The sequence below is a fragment of the Streptomyces sp. NPDC005485 genome (assembly GCF_040606085.1).
Taxonomy (GTDB): domain Bacteria; phylum Actinomycetota; class Actinomycetes; order Streptomycetales; family Streptomycetaceae; genus Streptomyces.
Genome location: NZ_JBEXDZ010000010.1, coordinates 79,512 through 99,239, shown reverse-complemented (window position 1 = coordinate 99,239; position 19,728 = coordinate 79,512). Strand labels below are relative to the sequence as shown.

Below are 19,728 nucleotides of genomic sequence, written 5' to 3'. Positions count from 1 at the left end.
TGCCCTCCTCGACCACGGCTCCCTCGGAACGCGGGAAGAACTCGTACCAGGCGCCGTACAACGCCCGCTCACGCTCCACCAGCAGAGGCATCGGCTCGCACGACGTGACGAAGTCGCGCAGCGGATGGCGGGCGAGGACCTCGTTCACCTCGGGCGTGAGAGCGGCGGCCAGCCGGGCCGCGGCAGGGCGGCCCGTGTCGCGCAGCGCGTCCACGGCCGCGAGGATCGTGTCCCGGCGCCCCTTGCCCTTGGGCACCCCGGCCGCCGCCCGCTCGTACAGGCGTGCGCCCTCCGTCAGGACCAGTTCCGTGTCCATCCCCGCCGGGATCTTGATGCCCGCGTGGTGGCGCCAGGTGCTGACCGGATCGCCCCACGCCTCGACCCGGTACGTCCAGCGGCCCTCCTTCCCCGCGGACACGGTGGCGCCCCAGCGGTCGGTGCCGGGGGCCAGTTCGCGCATCGGGGTCCAGGGGCCGGGGCGGCCGTCCGGGTCACGCAGGACGACGTTGGCGGCGACCGCGTCGTGCCCCTCGCGGAAGACCGTCGCGGAGACCTCGAAGGCCTCGCCGACGACCGCTTTGGCGGGCCGCCGTCCGTGCTGGACGACGGGCCGGACATCGAGGACCGGGATACGCCCCACGGCGTCGCCGCTGCTCGCAGGGGGTGCCGAGGAGGTGGGGGGACCGGTGTCGGCCCGTCGTATCGGAATGGTGTCGGACATGCCGGTCCTCGCTGGTACCTCGGTGCCGGACCTGGCCGGTTCGTCGGTACCGGCCGCGGGGGCCGGGGTGCGCGTCGGGGGTGACGACGAGTGGTGCGTTGCGGGCATGACCGCTCCTGTCCGCATCAACGTGGGTGGGCGGATGAGGGTGTGGGGAGGTGGGGCCTGCGGGGCGTACCGGGGGAGCCTTCCCACCCTATGCGGGTGCGCATTCCGGCACTTTGTTAACTACTCACGCGTATGTCTACACACAAGACCGGCCTCGCCCGGTGAGGACGAGGCCGATACATGTCACATCCGTTCATCCGGGGCTGCTGACCTGCGCGGCCCGGGCGCCTCGGTGGCCCGCCCCGCTATGGGTTGCCGACTTGGAGGAGCTTGTTCGGCGAGCCGGGACCGACGTCCGAAATTCTCCCTGTGACGGCATGTTTTACCAGAGCCTTGCCGACGTCGGCGGGTGCCGCCCGGGGATGGCCCGCCAGATAGAGCGCGGCCGCGCCCGCCACGTGCGGACTCGCCATCGACGTACCGGAGAAGGTCGCCTTCCCGGTGTCGCTCGTGTACGACGCCGACGTGATCGCCACGCCCGGCGCGAACAGGTCGAGCGAGGCACCCGTGTTGGAGAAGGCCGCCCGCCGGTCCGCCTTGTCGCTCGCGCCGACCGTGAGGGCCTGCTTGACCCGGGCGGGTGAATACAGGCCCGCCGGCAGCCCGTCGTTGCCGGCCGCGACGGCGTAGGTGACCCCCGACGCGATCGAGTTGCGCACCGCCGCGTCGAGCTGGAGGTTGGCGTAGCCGCCCAGGCTCAGGTTCGCCACCGCGGGCTTGTGCGCGTGCCGGGTCACCCAGTCGATGCCCGCGATGACCTGCGCGGTCGTGCCCGAGCCCGCGTTGTCCAGGACGCGGACCGCGACCACCTTGGCCTTCTTCGCCACGCCGTACTTCGTGCCGACGATGGTGCCGGCGACATGCGTGCCGTGCCCGTTGCCGTCCTTGGCCGTCCTGTCGTTGCCGACGAAGTCCCAGCCGTAGCTCGCCCGGCCGCCGAAGTCCTTGTGGGTGATCCGGATGCCGGTGTCGATGACGTACGCCGTCACACCGGCGCCCGCTGATTCGGGCCATGTGTAGCCCTTGTCGAGCGGCAGGCCGGGCTGGTCGATGCGGTCCAGGCCCCAGGACGGCGGATTCTTCTGGAAGTGGTCCAGCACCACCCGGGTGTCCTGGGCGACCGAGGCCACGCGGGAGTCCGCCGCGAGCCGCCGCGCCTGCCGCTCGTCGACCCTCACCGCATAGCCGTTCAGGGCCGTGCCGTAGGTGTGGCTGATTCTCGCCCCATACGTGGCGGCGATGCTCCTGCCCGTCTTCGACGGGGCCTTCGTACTCCCCTTGAGTGTCACGATGTAGCTTCCGCTGACGGAACCGGGATCGCCGGCGCCGAGTATCTGCCCCTCCGGGGCGGCGTGCGCGGGCAGGGTGATGGCCGAAAGTGCCGCAGCCGTCATGACGGCGACAAGGCCCCCCGCCCAGCGCAGACGCCTCTCTCGCGTCCGTGCCATGGCTTGAGTTCCCCTCCTCGACAGGCGTACGACGGCCGCGTCTCGCCACGTCCGGCCTGCGCGGTCCGGTCCGCCACTGGGCAGCCTCTCGTGCGGTGTGAAGCACCACAAGAACGCACAGGAGGGCGGAATCAGCCATATCGCTCATGCGGTACACGTGAGGGTTGCGGCAGTTTTCCGCCGAAGTCACCGCAGCGGTGCTCAAGCCGGGGAGGCACGGAGTCGATGCGCCGTAGTTGGATCCGCGCCCGCGCCGCTACCGTCGTAGGGACGAAGGGCGTACGACGAGGTGCGCCCCTCAGAGCCTGTCCCGCAGGCTCTCCACCGCACTGCCGCGTACGTCCTTTGTGAAGGTGGCCGCTGTGAAGGCGATCCGCAGACTCACCGTACGTCCCGTACTCCCCGAAGCCCTTCACCCGCTCAGTGACCTGGCACGCAACCTCCGCTGGTCCTGGCATGCCGAGACACGCGATCTCTTCCAGTCCGTGGACCCCGAGCGCTGGGCCGCGTCCGACGGCGACCCCGTACGGCTGCTCGGCAGCGTGTCCACCGGGCGCCTCGCGGAGCTCGCGGAGGACCGCCGCTTCCTGCGCAGGCTCGGCGCGGCCGTCGACGACCTGCGCGACTACGTGAGCGGCGACCGCTGGTACCAGAACCAGACCGCCGAACTCCCCGCCGCCGTGGCCTACTTCTCGCCCGAGTTCGGCATCACCGCCGCGCTGCCGCAGTACTCGGGCGGCCTCGGCATCCTCGCCGGAGACCATCTCAAGGCGGCCAGCGACCTGGGTGTCCCCCTGATCGGCGTCGGGCTGCTCTACCGGCACGGCTACTTCCGTCAGTCCCTGTCGCGGGACGGCTGGCAGCAGGAGCACTATCCGGTCCTCGACCCCAACGAACTGCCCGTCGCCCCGCTGCGCGAACTCGACGGCACCCTCGCCCAGGTCTCCCTGGCGCTGCCCGGCGGCCGCGCGCTGCACGCCCGCGTCTGGCTGGCCCAAGTCGGCCGGGTCCCACTGCTCATGCTCGACTCCGACGTCGAGGAGAACGACCTCGGCGAACGCGGCGTCACCGACCGGCTCTACGGCGGCGGCAGCGATCACCGGCTGCTGCAGGAGATGCTGCTGGGTATAGGAGGAGTGCGGGCGGTGCGGACGTACTGCCGTCTCACCGGCCACGCCCAGCCCGAGGTGTTCCACACCAACGAGGGGCACGCGGGATTCCTGGGCCTGGAGCGTATCGCCGAACTGGCCGACGAGGGGCTGGAGTTCGATGCCGCCCTGGAGGCGGTCCGGGCGGGCACTGTCTTCACCACGCACACCCCCGTCCCCGCCGGCATCGACCGCTTCGACCGGGAGCTGGTGGCCCGGCACTTCGGCGCCGACGCCGAACTCCCGCGCATCGACGTCGAACGCGTCCTGCGGCTGGGCATGGAGACCTACCCGGGAGGCGAGCCCAACCTCTTCAACATGGCGGTGATGGGGCTGCGGCTGGGCCAACGCGCCAACGGGGTCTCCCTGTTGCACGGTCACGTCAGCCGGGAGATGTTCTCCGGGCTCTGGCCGGGCTTCGACCCGGAGGAGGTGCCGATCACCTCCGTGACCAACGGGGTGCACGCCCCGACCTGGGTGGCGCCCGAGGTCTTCCGGCTCGGCGCCCGGCAGATCGGCGCGCAGCGCACCGAGGACGCGATGACGGTGGGCGCCTCGGACCGCTGGGACGCGGTGGCGGACATCGCCGACCAGGAGATCTGGGACCTGCGCCGCGTCCTGCGGGAACAGCTCGTGGTGGAGGTGCGCGAACGCCTGCACGCCTCCTGGCGCCAGCGCGGCGCGGGAACGGCCGAACTGGGCTGGATCGACGGGGTGTTGGACCCGGACGTCCTCACCATCGGCTTCGCCCGCCGCGTCCCCTCCTACAAGCGCCTGACACTGATGCTGCGCGACCGCGACCGCCTGATGGATCTGCTGCTGCACCCCGAGCGCCCGATCCAGATCGTGGTCGCGGGCAAGGCGCACCCGGCGGACGACGGCGGCAAGCGCCTGATCCAGGAGCTGGTCCGGTTCGCCGACGACCCGCGCGTACGCCACCGGATCGTGTTCCTGCCCGACTACGGCATGGCGATGGCGCAGAAGCTCTATCCCGGCTGCGACATCTGGCTCAACAACCCGCTCAGGCCCTTGGAGGCATGCGGGACGAGCGGAATGAAGGCGGCGCTCAACGGCTGTCTGAACCTCTCCGTCCTGGACGGCTGGTGGGACGAGTGGTTCCAGCCCGACTTCGGCTGGGCCATCCCGACGGCGGACGGCACGGCCACGGACGACGACCGCCGCGACGACGTGGAGGCCGCGGCCCTCTACGACCTGATGGAACAGCGCGTCGCCCCGCGCTTCTACGAACAGGGCCAGGGCGGCCTGCCCGACCGCTGGATCGAGATGGTCCGCCAGACGCTGACCCACCTGGGCCCGAAGGTGCTGGCAGGCCGCATGGTCCGCGAATACGTGGAGCGCCTGTACGCCCCGGCCGCCCACGCCCATCGCGCCCTGTCCCCGGACACCGCCCGCGAGCTGGCCGGCTGGAAGGCACGGGTGCGCGATGCGTGGCACCACGTGAAGGTCGACCACGTGGAGGCGTCCGTCGCCACGACCACCGCCGAACTCGGCACCACCCTGTCCTTGCACGTGCGGGTCGGCCTCGGGGAACTGGTCCCGGACGACGTCGAGGTCCAGGCCGTCTCCGGCCGCGTGGACTCCGACGACGGCATCGCCGACGCGAGCTGCGTCCCGCTGAAACCGGCGGGCGGCCCGGACGCGGAGGGCCGCTGGATCTACGAGGGCCCCCTGTCCCTGGACCGCACCGGCCCCTTCGGCTACACGGTCCGCATCCTCCCGACCCACCGACTCCTCGCCTCCGGCGCGGAGTTGGGCCTGGTGGCGGTGCCTTCGGAGGAGACGGGGGAGGGGGCGGGGGTTCTGCTGCGGTGAGGGGGCCTGCCCCGTTGTGACCTACTCCTCGTACGGCGCGCACAGCTTCCGCAGGACCGCCCCGCACCGTCGGGCGTACGCGTGCTGGAGGCCGCGGGTGGCCGGGCCCGCCGCGCGGGCGTACCACTTGGCGGGGCGGCTGAAGGCGGTGACGGTGAGCCAGACCGTGCCGTCGCCGGTGCGTTCGACGACGAAGGCCTCCTCGCCGCATTCGGGGTGGCCGGGGAGGGTGCCGTAGGCCCAGCCGGCGCGGCGGTACTCCTCCACCGTCCACACGATGCGGCAGGGGGCCTTGATGAGGGGACCGAGGCCGACGGTGACGTGGACGCCGGGGGCCGCCCTGTCGGCGTCCGCGGAGATGCCGACGCCCATCGCGCGGTGCATCTCCCAGGTCAGGACGGCGTCGGCCGCCGTACGGAAGACTTTCTCGCCCTCGCCGATGCGCGTACGTACGTGGAGGGGGTGGAACCCGGGCGGGCAGCGGCCGTCGCGGGTGGCGCCCACGTCCTCGTAGCTGAAGGGGGTGTCCGGGGAGAGCATGGGGGACAGCCTAGGGCGGTACCCGGAGTTGCCTTCGCTCCGGGTACCGCCCTGGCGTCGGTCAGGCAGTGACTAGCTGACGTTGACCGCGGACCAGGCCGCCGCCACCGCCTTGTACTCGGTGCTGGTGGAGCCGTACAGGGCGCTCGCCGCGGAGAGCGTGCCGGTACGGGCGGCCTTGTAGTTGGTCGACGACGTGAAGTATGTCGTCAGCGCCTTGTACCAGATCTGCAGGGCCTTGTCGCGGCCGATGCCGGTGACCGTGGAGCCGTTGGACGTCGGGGAGTTGTAGCTGACCCCGTTGATCGTCTTGGCGCCGCTGCCCTCCGAGAGGAGGTAGAAGAAGTGGTTCGCGACACCGGACGAGTAGTGGACGTCCAGGTTGCCGACGGAGGAGGACCAGGAGTCCGCCGAGCCGCCGTCCTTGCTGGGCTTGTCCATGTAGCGCAGCGGGGTGCCGTCGCCGTTGATGTTGATCTTCTCGCCGATGAGGTAGTCGCCCTTGTCGGAGGCGTTGTTGGCGAAGAACTCGACGCCGGTGCCGAAGATGTCCGAGGTCGCCTCGTTCAGGCCACCGGACTCGCCCGAGTAGTCCAGGCCCGCGGTGTTCGCGGTGACACCGTGGCTCATCTCGTGGCCGGCCACGTCCAGCGAGGTCAGCGGGTCGGTGTTGCCCTCGCCGTCGCCGTACGTCATGCAGAAGCAGCTGTCGTCCCAGAACGCGTTGACGTACGCGTTGCCGTAGTGGACCCGGGAGTAGGCCGCCACACCGTTGTTCTTGATGCCGCTGCGGCCGAACGTGGACTTGTAGAAGTCCCAGGTCTCCTGCGCGCCGTACGCGGCGTCGACGGCCGCGGTCTGGTCCGTGGCCGAGCTGGAGGCCGTGCCGGTGCCCCAGGCGTCGTCCGCGTCGGTGAACAGGGTGCCGGCCGACGAGCTGGTGCCGTGCGACTTGTTGTACGTCTTGTGGCCGCCGCGGGTGCCGTCGGTCAGCTGGTACGTCGTGCCCGACTTGGTGGTGTTGAGGGTGACCGTGCCCGAGTAGAGGCTCTTGCCGGAGCCGGTCTCGATGCCCTGGTACTCGAAGAGCTTCTTGCCGGTGGCGGCGTCGGTGATGACGTGCAGCTGGTTGGGGGTGCCGTCGTCCTGGAGTCCGCCGACGATCGTCTCGTAGGCCAGGGTCGGGGTGCCGTTGCCGGCCCAGATCACCTTGCGTGCGCCGTCCGCGGCGGTCTTCGCCGAGCCCGCGGCCTGCGCCGCGGTCAGGGCCTGCTTCTCGGCCTTGGCGGCGGTGACCTGCGGCTTGAGGGAAGCCACCTTGATGGTCTTCTTCGTCGCCTTGGTCACGGTCTCGGTCTTGCCCGGCTTCTGGTGGACGACCAGGTCGCCGCCGAGGACCGGGAGACCAGCGTACGTGCGCTCGTACCGCGTGTGCACCGTGCCGTCGGCGTCCTTGATGACGTCCTTGACGACCAGCTTCTCCTTGGCGCCGAGGCCTATCTCCTGAGCCGTCGCGGCCGTGTTGGCCTGCGCCTGCTGGATCAGGGACGTGCGCGCCGCCGTGGACAGCGATACCGGGGCACCGGCGAGCTTGGTGCTGCCCGAGGGGGAGGCGGCGTTCTGTGCGGATGCACCGGTGGTCATACCGGTGGCGAGCAGGGCTCCGGCTGCGACAGCAGTGGCGATGGCCAGAGTGGTGCGCTTGTGACGCGCGTAGAACTGAGTCACGCAAGCTCCTCGTGTGGGGGCGTCCGGACAACGTGGGGTAGCCGTACGGACGGTGTGAAGTTGCGGTGCGGGTGAGCCGTGCGGTGGAAGAGTGACATCGGAGGCACATAAATGTCATGACCCCGACCAGATCTTGGCTGAAAATCGACGTCTGGGTGAAGAATTGGGGGTCACACGGAGACGGTTCGGTCCTGGCAAAGCGGCAACCAAGGCACGGCCAGGGCATGGCAAAGAGGGCGCCGCCCCGGGGAGTTGAACCTCCGGGACGGCGCCCTGTCCTGTGCCTTGCGGGAAACCCCGTCGTTCAGGGTTTACGGGAAGGTCAGCTTCCAGCTGTTGATGTAGCCGGTGTCCTGTGCCGCCTTGTCCTGGACCCTCAACTTCCAGGCACCGTTGGCGACTTCGGAGGAAGCGTTGACCGTGTAGGTCGTCTGGACGTTGTCCGCCGAGTCGGAGGAGCTGAAGGCCTTCAGGTTGTACACCGAGCCGTCGGGGGCCACCAGGTCGACGACGAGGTCACCGCGCCAGGTGTGGATGATGTCCACCGCGACCGCGAGGTTGGTCGGTGCGTTGCCGGTGCGGCCGCTGACCGTGATCGACGAGGTGACCGCCGCTCCGTTGTCCGGAATTGATACGTCGGCCGTGTTCTCGAACGACGTACCGCCACCGCCACCACCGCCGGGACGCGAGCCCACGTTCACGCCCGCCCACGCGTTCTGCACGGCCGTGTACTCGGCGCTCGTGGTGCCGTACAGCTCGCCCGCCGCCGCCAGCGTGCCCGTGCGGGCCGACGCGTAGTTGGTGGTCGAGGTGAACTTCGTGGTGAGCGCGCGGTACCAGATCTGCAGAGCCTTGTCGCGGCCGATGCCGGTGACCGGCAGACCGTCGGAGGTGGGCGAGTTGTAGCTGACGCCGTTGATGACCTTGGCGCCGCTGCCCTCGCTCAGCAGGTAGAAGAAGTGGTTGGCGACACCCGACGAGTAGTGCACGTCGAGGTTGCCGACACCCGAGTACCAGGAGTCGGCGGAGCCGCCGTCCTTGCTGGGCTTGTCCATGTAGCGCAGCGGGGTGCCGTCGCCGTTGATGTCGATCTTCTCGCCGATGAGGTAGTCGCCCACGTCGGTCGAGTTGGCCGCGTAGAACTCCACGCCGGTGCCGAAGATGTCCGAGGTGGCCTCGTTCAGACCGCCGGACTCACCGCTGTAGTTGAGGCCCGCGGTGTTGGAGGTGACACCGTGGCTCATCTCGTGGCCGGCCACGTCCAGCGAGGTCAGCGGGTCGGCGTTGCCGGAGCCGTCGCCGTAGGTCATGCAGAAGCAGCCGTCGTCCCAGAACGCGTTGACGTACGCGTTCCCGTAGTGCACCCGGGAGTACGCGCCCACGCCGTTGTTCTTGATGCCGCTGCGGCCGAAGGTGTTCTTGTAGAAGTCCCACGTCTCCGCGGCGCCGTAGTGCGCGTCGGCGCCCGCGGTCGCGGCGTTCGACGTGGTGCTGTTGCCCCACGTGTCGCTGGACTGCGAGAACAGCGTGCCGGTGCCCGACGTCCCGTGGTTCAGGTTGTACGTCTTGTGGTTGCCGCGCGCGCCGTCGTTCAGCGTGAACGTGGAGCCCGACTGCGTCGTCGTCAGCGAGACCTGGCCGCTGTACTGCGTGTTGCCGATGCCGTTCTTGATGCCCTGGTACTCGAAGAGCTTCTTGCCGGTGGCGGCGTCGGTGATGACGTGCAGCTGGTTGGGGGTGCCGTCGTCCTGGAGTCCGCCGACGACGGTCTCGTAGGCCAGGGTCGGGGTGCCGTTGCCGGCCCAGATCACCTTGCGCGGCGCGCGGTCCGCGTCGGTGGACTTGGAGCCCGCGGCCTTCGCGGCGGTCAGCGCCTGCTTCTCCGCCTTCGCGGCGGTGATCTGCGGCTTGACCGAGGCGACCTTGATGGCGGCCTTCGTCGCCTTGTAGACGTGCCCGGTCCTGCCGGACTTGGCGGTGTCGACGACCAGGTCGCCGCCGAGGACCGGGAGACCGGCGTACGTCCGCTCGTAGCGGGTGTGGACGGTGCCGTTCGCGTCCTTGATGACGTCACGGGCGACGAGCGACTCCTTCGCCCCGAGGCCCAGGTCCTTGGCGGTGTCCGCCTTGGCCGCGTTGGCGTCGCGTATCAGCTCGGCGCGCTGCGAGGGGGTGAGCTTCATGGCGACGGCGCCGGGGTTGATCTTGCCCGCCGACGGTGCCTGTGCCGGGGCGGCGCTGGCGGCGCCCGACTGCACGGCCGCGGCCAGCAGGGCGGTGACGCCGACGAGGGCTACGCCCGCGATGCGGCGCTGGGTGGTGTGGGAGGTGCGTCTGTGGGAGGAACTGCTGCTCAACACTGACTCCTTCTGCGTGGCCGCGGGTCGCGCGGCCAGGGGAGACCGAACGGAGGGTGACCCGTCCGGGCACAACAGGGAAGTACGCAGAAACAGGTGCATGGGGTGGAGCGGACACGGCACAGCGATGGGACTGTGAGGTTGCTGTGGAGTGGCCGTGGGAAGAGTGGCAGGAGATTGCATCGTCTGTCAGGACCGCATCAACATGTTGGCCAGAATTGGTCCGTTGTCCGGGGAGTCATGTTCGGTATACGGACTTGTTGGCCGGCGTACGCACAGAGTTGAACAATCCCCAAGTCGGACGGGGGCGGAAGCGCGTCGACGCAGGGGCCGGCGGGGCGCCGCGGTGTGACGGGAGTTGTCCACCGGGGTGGCCGGGGTGCGAGGGGCAACGAGTACGGCCGGGTGTGACGACGCACACCCGACCGCGGTCCTTGGCTTCAGTCGTACGCGTGACCGTCCCCGTGCCACGAGCGCCACAGCGCCGCGTACGCGCCGTCCGCGGCCACCAGGTCGTCGTGCGTGCCGAGTTCGGTGAGGCGGCCGTCCTCCATCACGGCCACACGGTCCGCGTCGTGCGCGGTGTGCAGACGGTGCGCGACGGCGATGACGGTGCGGCCCGCGAGGACGGCGGCCAGCGCGCGCTCCGTGTGGCGGGCGGTCGCCGGGTCCAGCAGGGCCGTCGCCTCGTCGAGGATCAGCGTGTGCGGGTCGGCCAGCACGACGCGGGCCAGGGCGAGTTGCTGGGCCTGCGAGCCGTCCGTGACCGGCGTTCCGCCCGGCCGCCCGGTGCCGGACTCCGGGGCGGGCCCGCCCGAGCCCAGTACGGTGTCCAGGCCGTCCGGCAGCTCGGCCACCCACCCGGCGGCGTCGACGGCGGCGAGAGCCGCCCACAACTCGGCGTCGGTGGCGGACGGTTCGGCGATCAGCAGGTTCTCGCGGACGGTGCCGAGGAACACATGGTGCTCCTGGGTGACCAGCACGACCTGCCGGCGCAACTGCTCGGCGTCCAGATCGGCGACCGGCACCCGCCCCACCGTCACGGTGCCCGAGGTCGGCCGGTCGATGCCCGACAGCAGCCTGCTCAGAGTGGTCTTGCCCGCCCCGGACGGGCCGACGAGCGCCAGCCGTTCCCCGGGGCGCACGGTCAGGTCGATCCCGCGCAGGACCTCGCCCCCGCGGTCGTAGGCGTACCGCACCCCGCGTACGTCGATCCGGTCGTCCTGCGGCACCGGCGCGTCGGCGGCCTCGGCCCGCGGCGCCCGGGCCAGTCCCTCCACCCGGGCGAAGGAGGCGCCGCTGCTCTGCAACTGCTCGACCCGCATCAGGATTCTGTCGAGCGGATCGCTGAGCTGGCGCAGATACAGGGCGGCCGCGACCACTTCGCCCAGGCTCATCGCACCCCGTGCGTGCAGTGCGCCGCCGAGCAGCAGCACGCCCGCCACCGGGACGAGATAGGAGACCTCCACGGCCGGGAAGAACACGCTGCGCAGGAACAGCGTGTACAGCCGCGTACGCCGGGATGTCTCAAGTGCCTCCCGGCTCGCGGCCACCCGGCGCTCCCCGAGCCCGAACGCCTCGACCGTACGGGCCCCGGAGGCGGTGGCCGCGAGGATCTCCGCGACGTCCGAAACGGCCGCGCCCTCCGCCAGATACCCGGCGCGTGCCCGGCGCAGATACCAGCGCAGCCCGATCCAGATCCCGACCAGGCCGACCACCCCGCAGCCGCCCAGCAGCGGATTGATGACGAAGACCGCGCCGAGGATGAACAGCGCCTGCACGGAGGCGATGAGCAGCTCGGGCCCGGCGTCGCGCAGGGTGCTGCCGACGGCGACGACGTCGGCCGTGCCGCGTGCCGTCAGGTCGCCGGTGCCGGCCCGCTCCACCACCGACGCGGGCAGCGCGAGGGCCCGCTCGACGAACTGCTCGCGCACCCGCGCCAGCGTCCGTTCACCGAAGCGGTGCCCGACATACCGGCCCCAGCGCGCCAGCAGCAACTGCACCAGCGCGCACAGCAGGATCACCAGCGCCAGCCGGTCCACGGCGCCGACGCCCCCGCCGGCCCGGACGTCGTCGATGATCCGCCCGAGCAGCCACGGCCCGGCGAGACCGGCACCGGCCGCCAGCGCGTTCAGCCCGAGCACGGCGAGGAACGCCCGCCGGTCGGCCCGGATCAGCCTGAGCGCCGCCCGCCGCACGTCGGCCTGCTCGGCGACGGGCAACTGCCCCGAGCGTTCTCCCGACAGTTCTTTCGGCAGCTGCGTCGCAGGCGTCACCGTACGACCTCCTCGGCGGTCTCGGCGGTCTCGGCGTCCTCGTCCCGTGCGACCAGTGCGCGGTATCCCGGCTCCTCGGCGAGCAGCCGGGCATGGCTGCCGCTCGCGGCGACCTTGCCGTCGACCAGGTAGTGCACGGTGTCCGCCCGGTCGAGGACCAGCGGGGAGGTGGTGGTGACGACGGTCGTACGTCCCTTGCGCGCGGCCCGCAGCCGGTCCGCGACCGTGGCCTCCGTGTGGGCGTCGAGCGCCGAGGTCGGCTCGACGGCCAGCAGCACCTCCGGGTCGGCAAGCAGCGCCCGGGCGAGCCGTACGCGCTGGCGCTGGCCGCCGGAGAGGTTGCGCGCTTGCGCGTCCATGACCGCGTCGAGCCCGTCGGGCAGGCCCTGCACGATGTCGTCGGCGACCGCCGCGTGCACGGCGCGCACGAGGTCGTCCTCGGCGGGTTCCCGGCGCCCGCCGATCAGTTCGCGCAGCGGGCCCGCGAACAGGTCGGCGTCGTGGTCCGCGAGCAGGATCCGCTCGCGCAGCTGTGGCAGGGCGATCTCGTCGAGCGGCACCGCGCCCCAGGTCACCGCCGTCGGCGCGTACCGGCCGAGGCGGTCGAGTACGGCCGCGGACTCGGCGGGACGGGCACCGGCCAGCGCGGTCAGCCGCCCGGGCAGCACCCGCACCCCGGACTCCGGGTCGTGCAGCGCGGCGGGCTCGGCCGGTGCGTCCCGGGTGCCGCTGTCCTCCAGGGGCTCAAGACGCAGGAACCGTACGACCCGACGCGCCCCCACCACGCCGCGGCTGAGCTGGTAACCGAACTCGATGAAGAACGCCACCATCGGCACCACGACCGCGACATAGCCGTACACCGACACCAACTCGCCCACGGTGATGTCACCTTGGGCGGCCAGCCGGGCCGCCAGCCAGGTCACGACGGCGAGGAACACCGTCGGCAGCCCGACACCCAGCGCCTGGATCCAGCTGGTCACCGCCCCGACCCGGTACCCCTGCACCCGCAGCCGCTGCGAGTCCCGCTGGAAGGCGTCGGCGAACAGCCCCTTGCCGCCGAGTCCGTTGAGGACCCGCAGTCCTCCCGCGAGATCGCCGATCCGTGCGGTCAGCACGCCCTGTCGTTCGCGGTACGCCGTCTCCGTGTTCTGCAGCCGTCCCATCAGCGGGCCCACCACGACGACGACCACGGGCAGGCCCAGCAGGATGACGCCGGCCAGCAGCGGCGAGACCGAGAGCAGCAGAGCGGCGACGAAGAGGTAGGAGACGGCGGCGCCGACGCCCGGGCCGACGACGGTCAGCGCCTGGCTGATGGTCTGGACGTCGCCCACGCCGATCGTGACGACCTCCCCGGCCCCGACCTGGCGCGACAGCGCGGAGCCCAGCCGGACCGACTGCCCCACGACGACCTTCACCGTGCGGAAGTTGGCGTCCATCCGGACCCGGGTCATCGTGCGGTGCCGCATGATGCTCAGCCAGGCGTTGAACGCGCCGACACCGACCAGGGCGGCGGTCCAGCCGGCCAGCGCCGTCTGGTCGCCCGGCTCCAGACCGTCGTCGATCGCCCGGGACAGCAGGTACGGCGCCACCGCTATCAGCACCAGCCAGGTGCTGCCGAGCAGCGCCCCGGCCGCGGCGCGGCCCGGCTGCCGGGTGACCAGCCACCACAGATACCGGCCGCCACCGCGGCAGTCCGGGGTACCTGGATCCCCGTACGCGTCAATCATTTTGAGCTCCCTCGCCCCACTCAGGTCTGCGTCCGCTGCCTCCCCGCTGCTAGGGGGTGTTTTGAAAGTCCCGCACAGCACCCACGGCGCCCGGCACGCACACCGCGGGCACCGCACAGGACTTTCAAAACACCCCCTAGACCAGGCTGTCCCGCCACGCCCGGTGCAGGTCCGCGAACCTGCCGGTGTCCGCGATGAGCCGGTCCGGGCTGCCGTCCTCGACGATCCGGCCGTGCTCCATGACCAGCACCCGGTCCGCGATCTCCACCGTGGACAGCCGGTGCGCGATGACCACCGCTGTACGGCCGCGCAGCACCGTCAGCATGGCGCGCTGCACGGCCCGTTCACCGGGGATGTCCAGCGAGCTGGTCGCCTCGTCGAGGATCAGGACCGCCGGGTCGGCGAGCAACGCCCGCGCGAACGCGACCAGTTGGCGCTGACCCGCCGAAATGCGGCCGCCCCGCTTGCGTACGTCGGTGTCGTAGCCCTCGGGCAGCGAGCTGATGAAGTCATGGGCACCGATCGCCTTGGCCGCCTGCTCGATGTCCTCGCGGGACGCGTCGGGGCGGCCGATCGCGATGTTCTCGGCGACCGTGCCGGAGAACAGGAACGCCTCCTGCGTCACCATCACCACACCGCGCCGCAGTTCGGGCACCGACAGCTCGCGCAGGTCGACGCCGTCGAGCAGGACCCGCCCCTCGGAGGGGTCGTAGAAGCGGGCCAGCAGCTTCGCGAGCGTCGACTTGCCGGCGCCCGTCGAGCCGACGACGGCCACGGTCTGCCCGGCGGGCAGCGTGAGGGAGAAGCGCGGGAGGACCTCGCCGCCGGTGCGGTAGGCGAAGCGGACGTCGTCGAACACCACCCCCCGGCCCGGGTGCTCGGACTCCAGGGCGGGCAGCGGGCGCGGTGCGGAAGGCTCCGGGACCGACGGCGTCTGGGCCAGCAGCCCGGCGATCTTCTCCAGCGAGGCCGCCGCCGACTGGTAGGAGTTGAGGAACATGGCAAGGCGGTCGATGGGGTCGTAGAGCCGGCGCAGATACAGCACCGCCGCCGCCAGGACGCCCAGCTCCAGCGAGCCGTCCGCCACCCGGTAGGCGCCCCACAGCACGATGCCCGCCACCGCCACGTTGGCGACCAGGCGGGAGCTGGTGACATAGCGGGCCATCTCCAGGAAAGAGTCGCCGTTGACGCGTTCGTGGCGCTGGTTCAGTACGCGGAAGTCCGCGTCGTTGGCCGCTTCGCGCCTGAACGCGCGCACCGGGCGGATGCCGTTCATCGTCTCCGCGAACTTCACGATGACCGCCGCGATCGCGGTGGACCGCAGCAGGAAGATCCTGGCCGCGCGGCGCCGGTAGAGGCGGATGAGCAGATGGAGCGGCACGAACGAGGCCACCGCCACCGCACCGAGGCCCAGGTCCAGCCAGAGCAGCATCGCGGAGATGTAGACGAAGGACAGGATGACCATGACGAGTTCCTGCAGGCCCTCGCTGAGGAGCTCGCGCAGCGACTCGACGTCCGCGGTGGAGCGGGAGATCAGCCGGCCCGAGGTGTAGCGCTCGTGGAAGTCGATGCTCAGGGCTTGCGCGTGCCGGAAGATCCGGCCGCGCAGATCGAGCAGCACGTCCTGGTTGACCCGCGCGGACGCCAGGATGAACGCGTACTGCAGAGCCCCGGAGAGCACCGCGCACAGCGCGTACGCCACCCCGACCGCGATCAGCGGACCGTGGTCGTCACGGCGGAACGCGGGTACGCCGCGGTCGATGGCGTACGCGACCAGCAGCGGGCCCAGCTGCACCGCCGCCTGCTGGACCAGGAGCAGCACCGTCGTGAGCACGACGCGGGCCCGCAGCGGGGCCAGCAGGGAGCGCAGCAGCGCGGCCGTCGCGCCCGGGGGCGTGGGGAGATCGTCGTGGTCGAAGGGGTCGCGGTGATCCGCCGGTTGCCCGGCCCGCCCCTTGCCGCCGCCGTCGCCGGTGTTCCTGTCCGGGTCCTTGTCCGGCGCGGTCGTCGTCGGCGCCGTCATCGGTCGTCCTCCTCGGTGCCCGACATCAGCCAGGCGTACTCGGCGTTGGTGCGCAGCAGTTCCTGGTGCGTGCCGACCGCCGCGACACGGCCGCCGGAGAGCAGCGCCACACGGTCGGCGAGCAGCACGGTGGACGGGCGGTGGGCCACGATCAGGGCGGTCGTCTCGGCCAGCACGCGGCGCAGCGCGGCCTCCACCGCGGCCTCGGTGTGGACGTCCAGCGCGGAGAGCGGGTCGTCCAGGACGAGGAAGCGGGGGCGCCCGACGACCGCCCGGGCCAGGGCCAGACGCTGGCGCTGGCCGCCGGACAGGCTCAGGCCCTGCTCGCCGACCTGGGTGGCCGTGCCCTGCGGCAGCGTGTGCGTGAAGTCGGCCTGGGCGACGGCCAGCGCCCGCTCCAGCTCCGGTTCGCCCGCGGAGTGAGGCGCGCCCATGAGGACGTTCTCGCCGACGGTGGCCGAGAAGAGGGTGGGCTCCTCGAAGGCGACGGCGACGAGTTCGCGCAGGGCCGCCCGGGGCATCGCCGTGATGTCCACGCCGTCCAGGGTGATGTGGCCCGACGTCACCTCGTGCAGCCGGGGGACGAGCGCGGTGAGCGTCGTCTTGCCGCTGCCGGTCGCGCCCACCAGGGCCATCGACTCGCCGGGGCGGACGTGCAGGTCGATGCGGTCGAGGACGGGGAGCGCGTCGGCGGGAGCGTCGGGGTAGCGGAACCGGACGTCGTGGAACCGGAGTCCGCCGTCCGCGGCGGCGGCGGCCGTGCCTGCCACGGGTCCCTGCGCGGTCGGGGCGTCCGCGACGAGGACGGGTGCGTGCGCCGTCGGGGCGTCCGCCGACTCCGGCTCCTCGTCCATCACCTCGAAGTACCGCTCCGTCGCCGTCGCCGCCTCCTGGCTCATGGCGAGCAGGAAGCCGATGGACTCGATGGGCCAGCGCAGGGCGAGCGCGGTGGAGAGGAAGGCCACCAGGGTGCCGGCCGAGAGGTCGCCGTCGGCGACCTGGACGGTGCCGAGGACGAGAGCGGCGCCGATGGCCAGTTCCGGCAGGGTGACGATGACGGCCCAGATCACGGCGAGCAGCCGCGCCTTGTCGAACTCCGTGCCGCGCAGCGTCGAGGACAGGTCCCGGAAGGCGCGGGCCTGGCTGCGGTGCTGCCCGAACCCCTTGATGATCCGGATGCCGAGCACGCTCTCCTCGACGACCGTCGTCAGATCGCCCACCTGGTCCTGGGCACGCCGGGCCACCGTCGCGTACCGCCCCTCGAACAGCGAGCACATGATCATCACGGGGATGCCCGGCCCCAGGATCACCAGCCCGAGCGTCCAGTCCTGGAACAGCATGATGGCCACGCCCACCACGATCGTCACCGCGTTGACCAGCAGGAACGTAAGAGGGAAGGCGAGGAACATCCGCAGCAGCATCAGGTCGGTCATGCCGCGCGACAGCAACTGCCCCGACGCCCACCGGTCGTGGAAGGCGACCGGCAGCCGCTGCAGATGCCGGTACAGATCCGCCCGCATCCCCGCCTCGACGCCTGCCAGCGGCCGTGCCACCAGCCACCGCCGCAGACCGAACAGCAGCGCCTCCCCGAAGCCGAGCAGCAGCAGATACAGCGCGCCCAGCCAGATGCCCCCGGTGTCCCGGTCGGCCACCGGTCCGTCCACGAGCCACTTCAGGACGAGCGGAATCACCAGACCCAGACACGAGGCGACCACCGCCACGAAGGCAGCGGCGAACAGCCGCAGTCGCACCGGCCGCACATACGGCCACAGGCGCAGCAGCGTCCGTACGGCGGAGTGGTCCTTGGTGGTTGCACGTGTCGTGGGCATCACGGGCGAGCCTACGGATCGGCACTGACAACGCCCAGCGAGTTTTGGCCGGACCGGGATCGGCCGTCGGTCCTACGACCTGCGCGTTCGAGGGGTCGTACGACTGCCTTCGCGGGGTCGTACCGCCGCATCAACCGATCGGCTGATGCGGTCTCCAGCGCGATGGGCGATGTGCCGGGCCCCGCCTCGACGGGACCCTCGAAGCATGTCCGTCAAACCAGCCACATCCGTGATCGAAGTCAGCGGCCTGCGCAAGTCCTACGGCGGCCGGGCCGTCGTCGACGGCGTCTCCTTCGCCGTCGAGGAGGGCGAGATCTTCGGGATCCTCGGCCCGAACGGCGCCGGCAAGACCACCACCGTCGAGTGCGTCGAGGGCCTGCGCGTCCCCGACGCGGGCCGCGTCCGCGTCACCGGCCTCGACCCGGTCGCCGACCACGAGGAGGTCGCCCGCGTCCTCGGGGCCCAGCTCCAGGAGAGCGAGCTCCAGGCGAAGCTCACCGTCGGCGAGGCGCTGGAGCTCTACGCCTCCTTCTACCCGCGCCCGGCCGACTGGCGTCCCCTCGCCGAACGCCTAGGCCTCACCGCGCGGCTGGGCACCCGCTTCGGCAAGCTCAGCGGTGGCCAGAAACAGCGCCTGTTCATCGCGCTCGCCCTCGTCGGCAGTCCCCGGGTCGTCGTCCTCGACGAGCTGACGACCGGCCTGGACCCGCGGGCCCGCCGTGACACCTGGCAGCTCATCGAGGACGTTCGCGCCGGCGGTGTCACCGTCCTGCTCGTCACGCACTTCATGGAGGAGGCGCAGCGCCTGTGCGACCGGATCGCCGTGATCGACCAGGGGCGCGTCGCCGCCCTGGACACCCCGGCCGGGCTGATCCGCCGCTCGGCGGGCTCCACGGTCATCAGCTTCACGCCGTCCGCGCCGCTGGACGAGCGTGACCTGAACGCGCTCCCCGCCCTCGCGTCCGTCGAGCACAAGGAGGGCCGCCTCACCCTGTCCGGCACCGACGAGACGGTCAACGCGGTCCTCACGCTGCTCGCCCGCCACCGCATCACCGCCCACCAGCTCCGCGTCACCGACGCCACGCTGGACGACGCGTTCCTCGACCTGACGGAGACCGCAGCATGAGCACCCTGGTGAAAACCGCCCCGAAGTCCGCCGCGAAACCTGCACTGAAACCCGCACTGAACCCCGCCGTTCTGCGCACCGAGGTCCGGCTCTTCCGCCGCGAACCCGGCGCCCTCTTCTGGATCCTGCTGTTCCCCACCCTCCTGCTGGCGATCCTCGGCTCCATCCCGTCCTTCCGCGAGGCCGACTCCTCCCTCGGCGGGCTGCGCACGGTCGACGCGTACGTCCCGGTCGCCGTGCTGCTCGGCCTGATCATGGGCGGACTCCAGTCGATGCCGCAGACGCTCACCGGCTACCGCGAGCGCGGCATCCTGCGCCGCATGTCCGCCACGCCCGTACGGCCGAGCGCCCTGCTGAGCGCGCAGATGGTGCTCTACGGAGGGGCGGCCCTGGTGTCCGCGCTGCTCGCCCTCGCCGTCGGCCGGCTCGCCTTCGACGTACGCCTGCCGAAGCAGCCCTTCGGCTACGCGCTGGCCCTCCTGCTCGCGGTGCTGGTCGCCCTCGCGCTCGGCTCGGTGATCTCCGCCCTGTCCCGCACGACGAAGATCGCGGGCGCGATCGGGTCGGCCGTGTTCTTCCCGATGATGTTCTGCGCGGGCGTGTGGCTGCCGGTGCAGGCCATGCCGCACACCCTCGCCCGGATCGTCGGCTGCACACCGTTCGGGGCCGCGGCCGAGGCCCTGAACCAGGCGGCGGCAGGGCACTGGCCGGGCTGGACCCACCTGGGCGTGCTCGTGATGTGGATCCTGCTGCTGTCCGGCGCGGCGACGCGCTGGTTCCGCTGGGAGTGAGCCAGGCCGTGCACGACACTGGGGCCATGACGGACGAGGCAGGGGCGGGCGGCACGGGGGCTGCCGCGGTCGC

12 protein-coding genes are annotated in these 19,728 nt (G+C 71.4%); 3 read left to right on the top strand and 9 right to left on the bottom strand.

The window, feature by feature from the left end; all coding sequences use genetic code 11:
• Together ABZS97_RS06225 and ABZS97_RS06220 are read right to left on the bottom strand one after the other, a co-directional pair.
• A partial coding sequence (locus ABZS97_RS06225) for a maltotransferase domain-containing protein (RefSeq protein WP_356134133.1) occupies positions 1-829 on the bottom strand: 829 nt, incomplete at its 3' end.
• Positions 830-1,074: 245 nt separating this feature from the next.
• A complete protein-coding gene (locus ABZS97_RS06220; protein ID WP_356134130.1) occupies positions 1,075-2,277 on the bottom strand; it encodes a S8 family peptidase in 1,203 nt (400 codons plus the stop codon).
• A 362-nt stretch (positions 2,278-2,639) separates the two neighbouring features.
• On the opposite strand from ABZS97_RS06220, the gene glgP reads away from it, so the two are divergent.
• Positions 2,640-5,258, top strand: a complete 2,619-nt coding sequence (gene glgP, locus ABZS97_RS06215; protein WP_356134148.1) for an alpha-glucan family phosphorylase — start codon at positions 2,640-2,642, stop codon at positions 5,256-5,258.
• A gap of 21 nt (positions 5,259-5,279) precedes the next feature.
• On the opposite strand, the gene ABZS97_RS06210 is transcribed toward glgP, so the two are convergent.
• The 7 genes from ABZS97_RS06210 to ABZS97_RS06180 form a co-directional block, all read right to left on the bottom strand.
• Positions 5,280-5,798 carry a DUF1990 domain-containing protein gene (locus ABZS97_RS06210; RefSeq protein ID WP_356134128.1) on the bottom strand — a complete coding sequence of 173 codons (519 nt, stop codon included), beginning with the start codon at positions 5,796-5,798 and terminating at the stop codon, positions 5,280-5,282.
• Between the two features lie 72 nt (positions 5,799-5,870).
• Positions 5,871-7,526: a M4 family metallopeptidase gene (locus ABZS97_RS06205; protein ID WP_356134126.1), complete on the bottom strand. Its 1,656-nt coding sequence runs from the start codon at positions 7,524-7,526 to the stop codon at positions 5,871-5,873.
• A 311-nt stretch (positions 7,527-7,837) separates the two neighbouring features.
• Positions 7,838-9,883 carry a M4 family metallopeptidase gene (locus ABZS97_RS06200; protein WP_356134124.1) on the bottom strand — a complete coding sequence of 682 codons (2,046 nt, stop codon included), beginning with the start codon at positions 9,881-9,883 and terminating at the stop codon, positions 7,838-7,840.
• Between the two features lie 440 nt (positions 9,884-10,323).
• Complete coding sequence (locus tag ABZS97_RS06195; RefSeq protein WP_356134146.1) at positions 10,324-12,129, bottom strand: ABC transporter ATP-binding protein; 1,806 nt, start codon at positions 12,127-12,129, stop codon at positions 10,324-10,326.
• A gap of 26 nt (positions 12,130-12,155) precedes the next feature.
• Positions 12,156-13,886, bottom strand: coding sequence for an ABC transporter ATP-binding protein (locus tag ABZS97_RS06190; RefSeq protein ID WP_356134122.1), 1,731 nt, complete (start codon positions 13,884-13,886; stop codon positions 12,156-12,158).
• Positions 13,887-14,022: 136 nt separating this feature from the next.
• A complete protein-coding gene (locus tag ABZS97_RS06185) occupies positions 14,023-15,909 on the bottom strand; it encodes an ABC transporter ATP-binding protein (RefSeq protein ID WP_356134120.1) in 1,887 nt (628 codons plus the stop codon).
• A complete protein-coding gene (locus ABZS97_RS06180) occupies positions 15,906-17,738 on the bottom strand; it encodes an ABC transporter ATP-binding protein (RefSeq protein WP_356134115.1) in 1,833 nt (610 codons plus the stop codon). Before ABZS97_RS06180 ends, ABZS97_RS06185 begins: the two co-directional genes overlap by 4 nt.
• 205 nt (positions 17,739-17,943) lie before the next feature.
• On the opposite strand from ABZS97_RS06180, the gene ABZS97_RS06175 reads away from it, so the two are divergent.
• Positions 17,944-18,864 carry an ABC transporter ATP-binding protein gene (locus ABZS97_RS06175; protein WP_356134113.1) on the top strand — a complete coding sequence of 307 codons (921 nt, stop codon included), beginning with the start codon at positions 17,944-17,946 and terminating at the stop codon, positions 18,862-18,864.
• 56 nt (positions 18,865-18,920) lie between these two features.
• Positions 18,921-19,655 carry an ABC transporter permease gene (locus ABZS97_RS06170; RefSeq protein ID WP_356134144.1) on the top strand — a complete coding sequence of 245 codons (735 nt, stop codon included), beginning with the start codon at positions 18,921-18,923 and terminating at the stop codon, positions 19,653-19,655.
• Positions 19,656-19,728: the final 73 nt, after the last annotated feature.